The 13091-nt window shown below is 72.1% G+C and carries 16 protein-coding genes; 11 read left to right on the top strand and 5 right to left on the bottom strand.

Annotation, left to right across the window (positions count from 1 at the left end; all coding sequences use genetic code 11):
- Positions 1 to 137 precede the first annotated feature (137 nt).
- Positions 138 to 755 carry a TetR/AcrR family transcriptional regulator gene (locus P8T65_RS15275; protein ID WP_316731596.1) on the top strand — a complete coding sequence of 206 codons (618 nt, stop codon included), beginning with the start codon at positions 138 to 140 and terminating at the stop codon, positions 753 to 755.
- Between the two features lie 59 nt (positions 756 to 814).
- Here the strand turns inward: P8T65_RS15275 and P8T65_RS15270 are convergent, their stop codons facing one another.
- From P8T65_RS15270 to P8T65_RS15255, 4 genes are all read right to left on the bottom strand, one after another.
- Positions 815 to 1138: a multidrug efflux SMR transporter gene (locus P8T65_RS15270; RefSeq protein WP_045559048.1), complete on the bottom strand. Its 324-nt coding sequence runs from the start codon at positions 1136 to 1138 to the stop codon at positions 815 to 817.
- Between the two features lie 129 nt (positions 1139 to 1267).
- Entirely contained in the window at positions 1268 to 2281 is a 1014-nt protein-coding gene (rsgA, locus tag P8T65_RS15265; RefSeq protein ID WP_316725924.1) for a ribosome small subunit-dependent GTPase A, read from the bottom strand.
- A 16-nt stretch (positions 2282 to 2297) separates the two neighbouring features.
- Complete coding sequence (gene aroA / locus P8T65_RS15260; protein ID WP_316725923.1) at positions 2298 to 3629, bottom strand: 3-phosphoshikimate 1-carboxyvinyltransferase; 1332 nt, start codon at positions 3627 to 3629, stop codon at positions 2298 to 2300.
- 172 nt (positions 3630 to 3801) lie between these two features.
- Positions 3802 to 4524, bottom strand: a complete 723-nt coding sequence (locus tag P8T65_RS15255) for a M50 family metallopeptidase (protein ID WP_316725922.1) — start codon at positions 4522 to 4524, stop codon at positions 3802 to 3804.
- A 105-nt stretch (positions 4525 to 4629) separates the two neighbouring features.
- Between P8T65_RS15255 and P8T65_RS15250 the strand changes: the two genes are divergently transcribed.
- The 4 genes from P8T65_RS15250 (at position 4630) to rsrA (ending at position 7342) form a co-directional block, all read left to right on the top strand.
- A complete protein-coding gene (locus tag P8T65_RS15250) occupies positions 4630 to 5445 on the top strand; it encodes an SOS response-associated peptidase (protein ID WP_316725921.1) in 816 nt (271 codons plus the stop codon).
- A gap of 1 nt (position 5446) precedes the next feature.
- The gene (locus P8T65_RS15245) at positions 5447 to 6094 is read left to right on the top strand and encodes an alpha/beta family hydrolase (protein WP_316725920.1); all 648 of its coding nucleotides are present in this window, start codon (positions 5447 to 5449) and stop codon (positions 6092 to 6094) included.
- Positions 6095 to 6362: 268 nt separating this feature from the next.
- Positions 6363 to 7034, top strand: a complete 672-nt coding sequence (sigR, locus tag P8T65_RS15240) for an RNA polymerase sigma factor SigR (protein WP_045559042.1) — start codon at positions 6363 to 6365, stop codon at positions 7032 to 7034.
- A complete protein-coding gene (gene rsrA, locus P8T65_RS15235) occupies positions 7031 to 7342 on the top strand; it encodes a mycothiol system anti-sigma-R factor (RefSeq protein WP_060883359.1) in 312 nt (103 codons plus the stop codon). The genes sigR and rsrA overlap by 4 nt, the downstream gene beginning before the upstream one ends.
- 86 nt (positions 7343 to 7428) lie before the next feature.
- Here rsrA and P8T65_RS15230 read toward each other — a convergent pair whose 3' ends face one another.
- A complete protein-coding gene (locus tag P8T65_RS15230) occupies positions 7429 to 7794 on the bottom strand; it encodes a hypothetical protein (RefSeq protein WP_316725919.1) in 366 nt (121 codons plus the stop codon).
- 195 nt (positions 7795 to 7989) lie between these two features.
- On the opposite strand from P8T65_RS15230, the gene P8T65_RS15225 reads away from it, so the two are divergent.
- The 6 genes from P8T65_RS15225 (at position 7990) to P8T65_RS15200 (ending at position 13048) form a co-directional block, all read left to right on the top strand.
- Positions 7990 to 8331, top strand: coding sequence for a hypothetical protein (locus P8T65_RS15225; protein WP_184903663.1), 342 nt, complete (start codon positions 7990 to 7992; stop codon positions 8329 to 8331).
- Complete coding sequence (locus tag P8T65_RS15220; RefSeq protein WP_316725918.1) at positions 8328 to 9164, top strand: hypothetical protein; 837 nt, start codon at positions 8328 to 8330, stop codon at positions 9162 to 9164. Before P8T65_RS15225 ends, P8T65_RS15220 begins: the two co-directional genes overlap by 4 nt.
- Positions 9164 to 9739 carry a hypothetical protein gene (locus P8T65_RS15215; protein WP_316725917.1) on the top strand — a complete coding sequence of 192 codons (576 nt, stop codon included), beginning with the start codon at positions 9164 to 9166 and terminating at the stop codon, positions 9737 to 9739. Before P8T65_RS15220 ends, P8T65_RS15215 begins: the two co-directional genes overlap by 1 nt.
- Positions 9740 to 9821: 82 nt before the next feature.
- Entirely contained in the window at positions 9822 to 10211 is a 390-nt protein-coding gene (locus tag P8T65_RS15210; RefSeq protein ID WP_316725916.1) for a roadblock/LC7 domain-containing protein, read from the top strand.
- A 201-nt stretch (positions 10212 to 10412) separates the two neighbouring features.
- Complete coding sequence (locus P8T65_RS15205) at positions 10413 to 11822, top strand: HD-GYP domain-containing protein (RefSeq protein ID WP_316725915.1); 1410 nt, start codon at positions 10413 to 10415, stop codon at positions 11820 to 11822.
- On the top strand, positions 11819 to 13048 hold the full coding sequence (locus tag P8T65_RS15200; RefSeq protein WP_399098965.1) for an HD-GYP domain-containing protein: 1230 nt from the start codon (positions 11819 to 11821) through the stop codon (positions 13046 to 13048). The genes P8T65_RS15205 and P8T65_RS15200 overlap by 4 nt, the downstream gene beginning before the upstream one ends.
- The last annotated feature ends 43 nt before the right edge of the window (positions 13049 to 13091 follow it).

The raw sequence follows: 13091 nt of genomic DNA, 5'->3' as shown, positions 1-13091 counted from the left end.
GTTGCCGCGTGCGGAAAATCGTGCCGCGCACGTTGGCCGGTGTGCGCCCCTCGGGGGTGCCGTGAGCCCTTGACAGTGACTTGATGCGCGTCAAATCTGAGGGCCAGAGCCGCCCGCTCGTATTCAGGGAGGCGATGATGCCTGCAGCGCGGGAGAACTTGCTGGACGCCGCTTACAAGGCGCTGGTGCGTCGGCCGTGGTCGGCCGTACGCATGGTGGACGTGGCGGCGGTGGCCGGAGTGTCACGTCAGACGCTGTACAACGAGTTCGGCAGCAAGGACGGGCTCGCCAGGGCCCTGGTCCGCAGGGAAGTGGACGGCTATCTGGCGGGCGTCGAACGGGCACTGGCCACCCCTGCGGACTCCCGGGACCGGCTGGCCGCGACCGCCGAGTGGACCGTGGCGGCCTCCCGCAACAATGCGCTGATTCGCGCCATGCTCACCGGCTGCTGGAGCGAGCGGCTGCCGTCACCGACGCTCGCGGCGGTGCGCTCGTCCTCCGCGGTGCCCGCGCAGCGCCGCGCGGACGGCCCGCTGCCCGCGCCCGCCGACTTCGTGGCCCTGGTGCGCGAGCGGGCCGTGGCCGTGCTGTCCGCGCCGGGCGCCCCCAAGGCGGACCAGGCGGAGCTGGCCAGGTCCTGTGAACTCGCGGTGCGGCTCGCCCTCTCGTGCGTGGCGGCGCCCCCGGCCGACGGCGGAGTCACGGACCTCGTGCGCACGGCGCTGCCCCGACAGCTCAGCCGACCCCTCGGCTAGCTGTTGCCCGGAGAGTTGTGTGGGGGCCGAACCAGTGGGCCGGCACCACTGGGCCGGAACTAGTGGGCCGAGCCCGAGAGTTGGAGTCCCACGACCCCCACGATCACCAGGCTGATCGAGACGATCTTCAAGGTCGACACGATGTCGCCGAGGAAGATCATCCCGTAGATCGCGGTGCCGGCCGCGCCGATGCCCGTCCAGACGGCGTAGGCGGGGCCCACGTCGAGCTTCTTCAGGGAGAGGGTCAGCAGGCCGAAGCTGCCGAGGGCGAAGACGCAGAACGCGACCGTGGGCCAGAGTCTGGTGAAGCCGTGCGAGAGTTTCAGACAGACGGCGAATCCTGTCTCCAGAAGCCCCGCCACGACCACCAGCAGCCACGCCATGTCTCGTCCTCCCGTGTGCCCACGTTCCGTGACCGCTTCGTCTGTTCTCGGCTGATCTCGTCTGGTCTGGGTCCGACTCGGTGCGATTATGCACTTACCGGGTGGGCGGGGGCGCAAACAACGCGGAGGTCAGTCGCCTTCCCGTCGTTCGCGCGTCGAGAGCAGCCTGCGCAGGGAGTAGAGCCGCGCCGGGTCGGCGTGCCCGTCAGCGACCCACTGGTCCAGCGCGCAGTCCTGCTCGTCGTGACTGCACGCGCGCGGGCAACCCTCCGTGCCCGGCACGAGGTCCGGGAAGGCGTTGATCACCCGGGACGGATCGATGTGCGCGAGACCGAACGAGCGCACGCCGGGGGTGTCCACGACCCAGCCGCCGTCCGAGTCCGCGAGGGGGAGGGCGAGGGCGGAGGTCGTGGTGTGCCGGCCGCGTCCCGTCACCGCGTTGACATGGCCCGTGCTGCGGCGCCGTTCCTCCGGGACGAGGGCGTTCACCAGGGTCGTCTTGCCGACGCCAGAGTGGCCGACGAACGCCGTGACCTTCCCTGCGAGGTGTTCGCGCACGCGGTCGGCGGCGCCGCCCGTCTCCAGCTCCTCGCGGCTCGTCACGACGTACGGGATGTCGATGTCGCCGTAGAGCTCCAGCAGTTTGTCCGGGGAGGCCAGGTCCGACTTCGTGAGGACGAGGAGGGGGTCCAGGCCGCCGTCGTAGGCCGCCACCAGGCAGCGGTCGATGAGACGGGGGCGGGGCTCGGGGTCGGCGAGGGCGGTGACGACGGCGAGCTGGTCGGCGTTGGCTACGACGACGCGTTCGTACGGGTCGTCGTCGTCGGCCGTGCGGCGCAGGACCGACGTGCGCTCGGCGATGCGGACGATCCGGGCGAGGGTGTCCTTCTTGCCGGAGAGGTCGCCCACGAGGGCCACCGTGTCGCCGACGACCGCGGCCTTGCGTCCCAGTTCGCGGGCCTTCATCGCGAGGACGACGCGGTCCTCGACGAGGCAGGTCAGCCGGCCCCGGTCGACCGTGAGGACCATGCCCTCGGCGGCGTCCTCGTGCTTCGGGCGGATGTGCGTCCGGGGACGGTTGCCCTTGCGGTTCGGGCGGCTGCGGATGTCGTCCTCGTCGGTGTGCTTGCCGTAACGGCGCATGATCCCGGCCCGCCCGTCAGTTCTTCCCGAGCATCCCGGTCCACATGTCAGGGAAGTCCGGCAGCGTCTTGGCCGTCGTCGCCACGTTCTCGATCCGCACGCCCTCCACCGCCAGGCCGATGATCGCGCCGGCGGTGGCCATGCGGTGGTCGTCGTAGGTGTGGAAGACACCGCCGTGCAGCGGGCGCGGGCGGATGTGCAGACCGTCGGCGGTCTCGGTGACGTCGCCGCCGAGTTCGTTGATCTCCTTGGTGAGCGCGGCCAGGCGGTCCGTCTCGTGGAGGCGGAGGTGGGCGACGCCGCGCAGCGTGGAGGGGGAGTCGGCGAGGGCCGCGACCGCTGCGATGCCCGGGGTCAGCTCGCCCACCTCGCCCAGGTCCACGTCGATGCCGTGGATCGCACCCGAACCGGTGAACACCAGTCCGTACTCGGTCAGTTCGCAGGTGCCGCCCATCTCCGTGAAGATCTCGCGGAGCTGGTCACCGGGCTGGGTGGTGTGCGCGGGCCAGTCGGGTACGACGATCTTGCCTCCGGTCACCAGGGCCGCCGCCAGGAATGGCTGCGCGTTGGAGAGGTCCGGCTCGATCGTGAGGTCACGGCCCAGCAGGGCGCCCGGCGTGACCCGCCAGACGTTGGGCTCACCGCCCGACTCCGGGGTGTCGACCTGGGCGCCCACCGAGCGCAGCATGTCGACGGTCATCCGGATGTGGGGGAGCGAGGGGAGGGTCTCGCCGGTGTGGCGGACCTCGACGCCCTGGTTGAAACGGGGGGCGGAGAGCAGGAGGGCGCTCACGAACTGCGAGGACGAGGACGCGTCGATCGCCACCGGGCCGCCGTCCAGGGCACCGCTGCCGTGGACCGTCAGGGGGAGCGCGCCTCGGCCGTCGTCGTCGATCCGGGCGCCGAGGACGCGCAGGGCGTCGATCACGCCGTTCAGGGGGCGCTCGTACGAGCGGGGGTCGCCGTCGAAGCGGACGGGGCCGTCCGCCAGGGCCGCCACCGGGGGCAGGAAGCGCATGACCGTGCCCGCGTTGCCGACGTCGACCGTGGCCGGGCCGTGCAGGCCGGTGGGCAGGACGCGCCAGGCCTCGCCGGAGCCGCCCGCGCCGGAGGAGCTGGAGGAGACGGTCTCCTCGATGCCGACGCCCATCGCGCGCAGGGCGGCCGCCATCAGGAGGGTGTCGCGGGAGCGGAGGGGGCGGCGCAGCCAGCCGGGTTCGCTTGCGAGGGCGGCGAGGACGAGGGCGCGGTTGGTGACCGACTTTGACCCCGGGACGTGGACCGTCGCGTCGACGGCTCCGCTCGCGGTGGGGGCGGGCCAGAGGGCGGGCTGTGCGTTCAGGGCCATGCGGCCACTTTAGTAGGGGTTCGCCGAAGGGGGTGCCTGGTGATCGCCGTGGGCGGCTGCGGGTCCGGTGGGGGCCGATCGCGCCCACGCGGCGGAGCCGCACATCGATACGCCCCGCGCCCCTGTGATGCGCCCCTGTGATGCGCCCCTGCGGGGCTGCATCACAGCACTGTCACAGCCCCAGCAGCCACCTTCCGCCGCCCATCAGCGCGCACAGCGACACCACGTGGAACATCACCAGCCACACCGTCGCCGGGAGATGGGTCAGCCGGGAGAGCTGGTCCGCGTCGGAGTCGCCGGCGCCTCCCCGGCGGCGCTTCGCCTGGAGTTCGAAGGCCGGGCGTACGCCCCCCAGCAGCAGGAACCAGACCACCGCGTAGGCGAAGGCGGCCTGGACCTGGGGGCCCGCCAGCCAGGAGACGACGACGAAGGTGCCGCCGGTGAGGAGGACCGTCAGGGCGCCGTAGGCGTTGCGGATCATGACCAGCATGGCGATCAGCAGGATCGTGGCGAGCCAGAGGAGCAGGGTGATGCGGCCGGAGCCGAGGAGGGCGGCGCCGCCGAGGCCGAGGAGCGGGGGAGCGGTGTAGCCGGCGGCGGCGGTGAGGATCATGCCGAGGCCGGTGGGCTTGCCGCGGCTGACCGTGAGGCCGCTGGTGTCGGAGTGCAGTCGGATGCCGGTGAGAGTGCGGCCGGTGAGCAGCGCGATCAGTCCGTGGCCGCCCTCGTGCGCGATGGTGATGGCGTTGCGCGAGAGCCGCCACACGCCGTGCGGGACGATCGCCGCGAGCGCGGCGACCCCGGTGGCTATGACGACCCACAGGTCCGGGTCCGGCTGGGTACCGAAGACCTCGTCCCACAGGCTGGCCAGCGAGGTGGCTGCGGTGCTTTCCATGTTCTGCGGTGGCTCCCTCGGGTCGCGATCGATAGGGGTTGGCGCGTAGCGCCATCGTTGGGGGGTGGTGGTCGGGTGACGGGTGGGCCTGGCAGTGTGGCACTTATGTGCGGACGGTATGCGTCGAGTCGTAGGCCCGAGGATCTCGCAGGAATCTTTGAGATCGAGAAGTGGGAGCCGCAGGAGAGCCTGGAGCCGGATTACAACGTGGCTCCCACCAAGGAGGTCTACGCGGTTCTCGACCGCCCTCTGAAGGACGCCGACGACAAGCGGCCGGTTCGCCAGCTGCGGAAGCTGAAGTGGGGGCTGGTCCCCTCCTGGTCCAAGAACCCCGAGGGCGCCGCGCGGATGATCAACGCCCGCGCCGAGACCGTGCACGAGAAGCCGTCGTACCGCCGTGCGTTCGCCACCCGGCGCTGCATCCTGCCCGCCGACGGCTACTTCGAGTGGGTCACCGGCAAGGGGGAGCGGGAGCTGGAGGTCGAGGGTAAGAAGAAGCGGCCGCGCAAGCAGCCGTACTTCGTGCTCCCGGCGGACGGCTCCGTCTTCGCGATGGCCGGGCTGTACGAGTTCTGGCGGGACAGGACGCTGCCGGACGATCATCCGGGGGCCTGGTGGGCGACCTGCTCGGTGATCACGACGGAGGCCGAGACGACCCCGCTCGCGGTGGCCCCGGAGGACGGCCCGCACGCGTTGGCCGATATCCACCCCCGGATGCCGCTGATGCTGACGCCGGACCGGTGGGACGGCTGGCTCGACCCGGCCCGAACCGACCTCGACGACCTGCGCGGGCTGCTCGAACCGCCGCCCGGCGGGCTGATGCGCGCCTATCCCGTCTCCACGGCCGTCAGCAACGTCCGCAACAACGGGCCGGAGCTGCTGGAGGAACTGGAGGGGCCCGAGGAGGGCACACTCTTCTGACGTGACCGAGATCGAGGCAGCAGCGACGGAAGAGATCGACACCGAGGCCGGCACGGGCCGTGTCAGCTGGTACGAGGCCAAGGCGCCGGACCGCGTCCTCGCCCTCGGCCATGGCGCCGGCGGTGGCATCGAAGCTCGTGATCTGCGGGCCCTCGCCGCCGTGCTCCCCGCGCACGGGGTGACCGTGGCGCTGGTGGAGCAGCCGTGGCGGGTCGCCGGGAAGAAGCTCGCGCCCGCGCCGAAGACGCTGGACACCGGGTGGCGGGGACTGTGGCCCGCGCTCGCGAAGCCGGGGCTGCCGGTGATCGCGGGCGGGCGCAGCGCCGGGGCCCGGGTGGCCTGCCGTACGGCGACCGAGCTGGGCGCGGCGGCCGTACTGGCGCTGAGCTTTCCGCTGCACCCGCCGGGGAAGCCGGAGAAGTCCCGGGCCGACGAGTTGCTCGGGGCCGGGGTGCCCACACTCGTCGTCCAGGGCGGGAACGACCCGTTCGGCAGGCCCGAGGAGTTCCCGGAGGGCGGGTACGGGCTCGTGGAGGTGCCGTACGGCGATCACGGGTTCGTCGTGCCGAAGCGGGCGCCGCTCGGGCAGGACGAGGCGATGGCGGTGATCACCGAGGGTGTCGTGGAGTGGATCGCGTCACTCCGATGACCCGTCCGGCGGTGGCCGGGAATGCGGAGCGGTGGGCCTTGGTTGTGCGGATCAGACAGCGCGAAAGACCGTGCTGACCGCCGTACGAGAGGAAGTCCGCCGCATGGGTTCGACCTATTGCCCGAGCCGCAGCAGCCGCGCTGACCTGGACTGGACGGTGCTGCACGCGGCCAAGAGCGGCCCTGTTCGGGCGGCGGCGGGCATGGATCGTCGTCTATCCTCCGATTCTGGTGGTACCGGTTTCGGTATCGCACAGACGCTGGAGGAGGTGGGTCCGGTCACTGGGACCGACGCAGGGACCGAACGGGGCCAGGCGGAGCAGCCCGAGGGCACCGAGACCGCCGCGGAGCGCAGCGCCCGGTTCGAGCGGGATGCTCTGGAATTCCTCGATCAGATGTACTCGGCCGCGCTGCGCATGACGCGCAACCCGGCCGATGCCGAGGACCTGGTGCAGGAGACGTACGCGAAGGCGTACGCGTCCTTCCACCAGTTCCGTGAGGGCACCAACCTGAAGGCCTGGCTGTACCGCATCCTCACGAACACCTTCATCAACTCGTACCGCAAGAAGCAGCGCGAACCCCAGCGCAGCGCGGCCGAGGAGATCGAGGACTGGCAGCTCGCGCGCGCCGAGTCGCACATGTCGACCGGGCTGCGCTCCGCCGAGTCGCAGGCGCTCGACCATCTGCCCGACTCTGACGTGAAGGCGGCGCTGCAGGCGATCCCCGAGGAGTTCCGCATCGCCGTCTATCTCGCGGATGTCGAGGGCTTTGCGTACAAGGAGATCGCCGACATCATGGGGACACCCATCGGTACGGTGATGTCCCGGCTGCACCGGGGCCGCCGTCAACTGCGCGGCATGCTCGAGGACTACGCCCGTGATCGCGGGCTGGTTCCGGCCGGCGCCGGGGAGTCGAACGAAGCGAAAGGCTCGGGCTCATGAGCTGCGGAGAGCCGCATGAGACGGATTGCAGCGAAATCCTCGATCATCTCTACGAGTTCCTCGACCGGGAGATGCCCGACGCCGACTGCACCAAGTTCGAGCACCACTTCGAGGAGTGCTCGCCCTGCCTGGAGAAGTACGGGCTCGAACAGGCCGTCAAGAAGCTGGTGAAGCGCTGCTGCGGGCAGGACGACGTGCCCACCGATCTGCGTGCCAAGGTGATGGGCAGGATCGATCTGATCCGATCGGGACAGACCGTTCCTGAGCATGATGTGACGGCCTCGCCGGTCACACCGCAGGAGAGCTGACTTCTTCTGAGCCCGTTTCGGGGACGGCCGGACGGCCGTCCCCGAAACGGGCTCAGTCATGTGCGGGGCGCGGCGGTGGAACGGGCTCAGACCTCCAGGCCGCTCTCGATGCGCTTCAGGCCGTGCCGGGCCAGGGCCAGGTTGCCGCGGGAGCGGTCCAGCGCGAGGTAGAGGAAAAGTGAGCCCTTGCTGCTGGTCAGCGGGCGGATCAGGTGGTACTGCCGGCTCAGTGTGATCAGGATGTCCTCGATCACGTCATCCATGTCGAGGGACGCCAGCGTGCGCATCTTGGCGCGGACCACCTCGGTGTTGCCGGCCGCCGCGAGCTCCAGGTCGAGGTGCTGCCCGCCGCCGAGGGAGCCGAGTGACATTCCGCTCTCGTAGTCGACCAGCGCGACACCGATCGCGCCGTCGATGGTCATGGCTTCCTTGAGTGCGGTCTCGATGTTCATATTGCTGCCCCAATTCCTCAGTGCTGCTGACCGGTCACTGTCCGGCCATCTACGATCGACATGAGTGACCCACCGGTCACAAACATCAACTTTTCTGTGTGTTACGGAAGTTGGCGTTCAAAGTACTGTGCGGCGCGTCAACGTGGAGGGCGAATGGGGGGACTTGAGGAAAGGAAGCCCGCGCTCCAGGCCTCCCTGGACCGGCTTCTCGACTCTCCCGGCGTCACCGGCCTCGCCCTGATCGACGCGGTCACGGGACTCACCTACGCCGTCGCGGGCGACGCGGCCCAGGTCGGGACGGGGGCGGAGTGCTCGGATCTCGCCACCCTCATCTCCGACCGGCTCGGCGAGGCCGGGGCCGAGGGTGAGTTGGAGAGCGTGGTCATGACCAGCAGACGACGCCATCAGGTGCTGCTCTCCGTGGACCGGACGGCCGGCGACCCGCTGCTGCTCGCCGCCGGCCTCGACCGTGACCGGGCGAACGTGGCGCTGGCACTGCGCAGCCTCGGCGACCGGGTGCGCGAGGTGCTGGCGTGAAGACTCCCTCGGCCCGCAACGTCCCCGCGCTGCTGCAGGCACTGCACCAGGAGGGCTACACCGGCACGGTAGAGGTCTCCGGCTCCCCCGGTGGCACGATTCACCTGCGGGGCGGCCTGATCGGCGCGATCGAGACACCGGGCGCGCCGACCGCGACGTCCACGCTGCTCGCCTCGGGCCGGATCGACGACGACGCCTGGCTCGCGGCCAACGCCGCCGAACCCGACGCGGACCGGCTCGCCCCGCATCTGATCGCCGCCGGTCTGATCGGCGCCGCCGAACTGGAGGTCGTCTGCACGGCGGCAGTGTTCGACGGGGCCTTCGCGATGGCGCTCAGCCCGCCCGGCGGCTGGGAGCTGACGGAACGCCGGCCCACCCTCCTCGCCAGTCCCGGAGTCGAGCCGCGGCCGCTGGCCGAGGAGACCACCCGCCGTATGACGCTGCTGACCCGGCTGTGGGGCCCCGCGGGCGAACTGGCCCGGGCCCGGCCCCGACCGGTCGACGGCCGCGGCACCCCGGAGCCCGACGGTCGGCTGACCCGACGCCACCAGGACCTCGTCGAGGCCGCCAACGGCCGCCGTACCCCACGAGACATGGCCTTCGCCCGGGGGCGCGGACTCTACGCGGTCATGCTGGACCTCGTCCGGCTTCAGGCGCGCCGGGTCGTCCACTGGGAGAGCGGGCCGGCCCCCGACCGCCGACCCAGCACCGCGCCCCGGGTCCTCCAGGTGCGGTCGGCACCGGACGAACCGTCACCGAGAGCCGGTCCCCTGCCCAGACGCAGGCCCGGTGGAGGCTCTCCCAACGGAGACCTCGGAGCGAAGGGCGGGTAGTGAGCCCCCACAGAGACCCGGCCCGCAAACGCCGCGTACGCAGCAAGGCCGCCCGCCTTCGACGGCGTCAGGTGCCGAGAGCGCCCACGGACGACCGTCCGGTCCCACCCACCGAAACCCCACCGCACGCCGCGCCCGTCCCCACGAACCCCGTACGACCGCCGTCCACCGAGCCCGAGCCCGGTGACGGCGCGGCCGAACGGCCACCGGCCTCGGGGGCCGGTGCCGGCACGGCCGAACGGTCACCGTCCGCCGCGACGGCGGCCGGATCGTCACCGCCCACCGAGAACACCGAGAACACCGAGAACACCGTCCGGGCCGCAGAACGGCCGTCGGGCGCCCTACCCGGTGCTGTCGCCGCGAAGCCGCCGTTACCCGTGCGGGGCGCGGCGCGTCGTCCCGACGACGCCGCGGACGGCACGCCGGACAACCCGGCCGTCCCGTCCCCGTTCCCGCCCATGTCCCTGCTGTCGGCCGAGGAACTGCTCGCCGACCAACCCTCCGTAGAAATGCTGCGGCGTGTCCGCCGCGGGCTGTGGGCTCTCCCCGAGTCCGACCGGCACCTGCCCGACTAGGGCCTGGGAAGGTCCCGCCGGCACCTCCTGCCGCTCGGACCGCGCACCGACCGCAGACGTATGGACCAAGGAGCACGTGCCCATGACCACACACGCATCGACCGAATCGCTGACCGGCATCCTGGCCTCGCTGCGTGACCGGGTGATGGGCGTCGCCGAGAGCGTCCTGTCCACCGTGGACGGGCTCCTCGTCGTCGCCGACGTCGACAAGGTCCACCCCGAGTCCGTCGCCGCCCTCGCCGCCGCCACCCTCGGTGTCAGCCGTCGGATGGCCGACCAGTCCGGTGTCGGGGCCCTCCGCGAGGTGGTCGTCCGGTGCGGCGCGGGGCACGTCATCGTCGTCGCCGTGGGCGAGCGCACCCTGCTGACCGTCATGGGCGACGACGGCCTCGACCTCGCCGCCTACCAACGCGAGTCCCCGGCGATCGTCGAACAGTTGAACAAGGCGCTCGCGGCGGATGTGGCGCACTGAGACGGCGAAGCGGTACGGCGGTGCCTCGGACCGAGACGGCGAAGAGGTACGGCGGTGCCGTCGATCGGGGCCGTCGGCGCGGGAGCGGCGCTTCACTCGAAGGGGTTAATCCGGCCGTCGTGGCGCGAGGGATTCACTCGTAGCCGCCCCCTCCCGTTCCGGCCCGTCCTAGGCTCCGGAGCCTGAACTCGGGAGGGTGCCATGGGGTCGGTGACGGCATGGGCACGTGTGTACGTCGCCTGTGTCGTCCTCGGGGCCCTGGTCTGTCTCGCGCCCCTGCCGGGCGGCCACGTCCCGTGGCGGGCGGTGGCCCTGCTCGCCGCGCTGTACGCCGCCTGCGAGCAGATCACCCGCTGCCCCTTCATGGGCCACCGTGCCCCCAAGGGCATGGGCACCTTCTTCCCCGTCCTCCTCGCCGGGGCCTTTCTGCTGCCGGTGCCCGCCGCCGCGCTCGTGGCCGTGCCGGGGGCCTTGCTCTCCCGGGTCGAACAGCGGCCGCGGGCGCTGCGCCGGATCTGGCGGGCGGGCCGGCTGGTGCTCGCGGTGGGGGCCGCGTCGCACACGCACGCGGCGCTCGGCGGCCGGGTCGCGGTTGCCGGCCCCGACTTCCCGTACGCGCTGCTGCCCGCCGGGGCCTCGGCCGTGGTGTTCTGCGCGGTGCTCACGCTGCTCGACGGCGGGATCCTGGCGCTCGCCGAGCGGGTACCGGCGCGCGTCGCCTGGCGGGGGCTCTTCTGGAGGTCGCTGGCGCCCGTCGTCGTGCACGGGCTCGCCGGGCTGATGATGGCCGTGCTCTGGCGCAGCCCGCACGGGTTCGTCGCCGCGCTGCTCGTGCTGCTGCCGATGTACGTGTCCTGCTGGGTGTTCGCGCAGTACCACCGGGAGCGGGCGGCGCACCGGGCGACCGTCCGCGCGCTCGTCCAGGCCGTCGACATCAAGGACGGCTACACGCGCGGGCACAGTGAGCGGGCCGGGCAGGCGTCCCTGCTGATAGCGCGCGAACTGGGCATGGCCGACGAACGGGCCGAGGTCCTCCGGTTCGCCGGGATCCTGCACGACGTGGGGAAGCTCGGGGTGCCCACCCGGTTGCTGCGCAAGGACGGTCCGCTGACGCCCGAGGAGCGGCGGATCGTCGAACTGCATCCCGAGTACGGCCACGAGATGGTGCGCGGGATCTCCTTCCTCGGGGAGGCCCGGGCGGCGGTGCTGCACCATCACGAGCGGCTGGACGGCAGCGGGTACCCCTACGGACTGGTCGGCGGCCAGATCCCGGAGTTCGCCCGGGTCGTCGCGGTCGCCGATGCCTTCGACGCCATGACCTCCACCCGCTCGTACCGCCGGGCACGCCCCGTCGACGCCGCCCTCGCCGAGCTGCGGCGATGCGCGGGTGCCCAGTTCGACCCCGTCATGGTGACGGCACTGACCCGCGCCCTCGCCCGCCACGGCTGGGCCCCGACCGTCACGGCCGACCCCAGCGGGAACGTCCCACCCGGCGCGAACATCCCGTCCGGCGGGATGCGGGGCGAGCCGGGGACGGGCCCGGAGCGGCGCGAGGCCGGGCTCGGGCGCGGAAGTGGGGCGCGTGGTGGCGATGAGGGGCGCGTGCCGTGACCCTGCTCGGCGGTCTGCGCTGTCTCGCCGGGCTGCTCGCTGTCCTGGCCCTCGGCCACACCCTCTGGCACGGCCTCGACGATCCCGGTGTCGCCCTCGCGTTCGGGGTGCTGGTGAGCGTGGGGGAGCTGTCGCGGTGGCGTGGGCCGGAGGGGCGTGATGTGGCGCCGCTCGGGGCGGCCGGGGTGCTGGCCTACGCGCTGCTGGGGGAGAACGGCGGGCGGCCGACGGGGCACGGGGTGCTCCAGGTCGTCGCCGTCGTCGTCGCGGCCGCGCTGCCGGGGTGCGTGCCCCATGTGGCCAAGGGGTGCGGATCGACCGTCGACCACCTCACCCGTCGCGTCCTCGCCGTCGCCTTCGCCGCCCTCTGCTTCCAGTCGCTGCACCACCGGGGCCTGCTCGCGGAGTGGAGCGGCCCCTCCCACGCCCTGCTCCTCGTCGCGCTGCTCGTCCTGACCGCGCTGTGCGACGCCGTGCTCGCGGCGGCCATGGCACACGCACGGACCCGGTGGCCGTACGGCCCGCTGCTGAGGGACGAACTGCGGACGCTGCCCGGAGCAGGGTCGGCGGTGTGCGCGACGGGGGCCGTCATGGCCCTCGCGACCGGTGTCGTCGGGCTGTGGGCGCTGCCGGTGTTCTCGCTGCCGCTGCTCCTCACCCAACTGTCGTCGCGGCGGTACGCCCACGTCCGGACCACCTACCGGCAGACCATCGCCTCCCTGGCCCGCGCCACGGAGATCGCCGGGTACACCCCTGCCGGGCACGCGCGGAGGGTGGCCCTGCTGAGCCGCGAGGTGGGCCGTGAGCTGGGACTCGGCGAGTCCCAGCTGACCGTCGTCGAGTTCGCCGCCCTGATGCACGACATCGGCCAGCTGAGCCTCGTCGACCCCGTACCGGCCGGAGCCACCGCCGGGCTCCCGGTGGCCGAGCAGCGCCGGATCGCGCTGCTGGGCGGCGCCGTCGTGCGGCAGACCGGGGTGGACGCCGAGGTCGCCGTGGTGGTGGAGCGCCAGGCGGATCCGTACCGTGAGCAGCCGGTGGGCGCGCGCATCGTGCGGGCCGTGAACGCATACGAGGAGAAGGTCCGGGAAGCAGGGCCGGAAGGGCCGCTCCGGGCGCTGGAGGAATTGCGGCTGGGCACGGCCCGGGACTATCACCCGGAAGTGGTGGAGTCGCTCGCGCGGGTACTGTCGAGAGACTGTCTGACCTTGCCCGCGGTGGGGTAACCCATGGGTAATGAGCGCCCCTCCATCCGGTCGTGGTTGGATG

The sequence above is a fragment of the Streptomyces sp. 11x1 genome, assembly GCF_032598905.1.
In the GTDB taxonomy this organism is placed as follows: domain Bacteria; phylum Actinomycetota; class Actinomycetes; order Streptomycetales; family Streptomycetaceae; genus Streptomyces.
The sequence above is the reverse complement of the archived record's forward strand: the minus strand, read 5'-3'. Positions and strand labels throughout refer to the sequence as shown.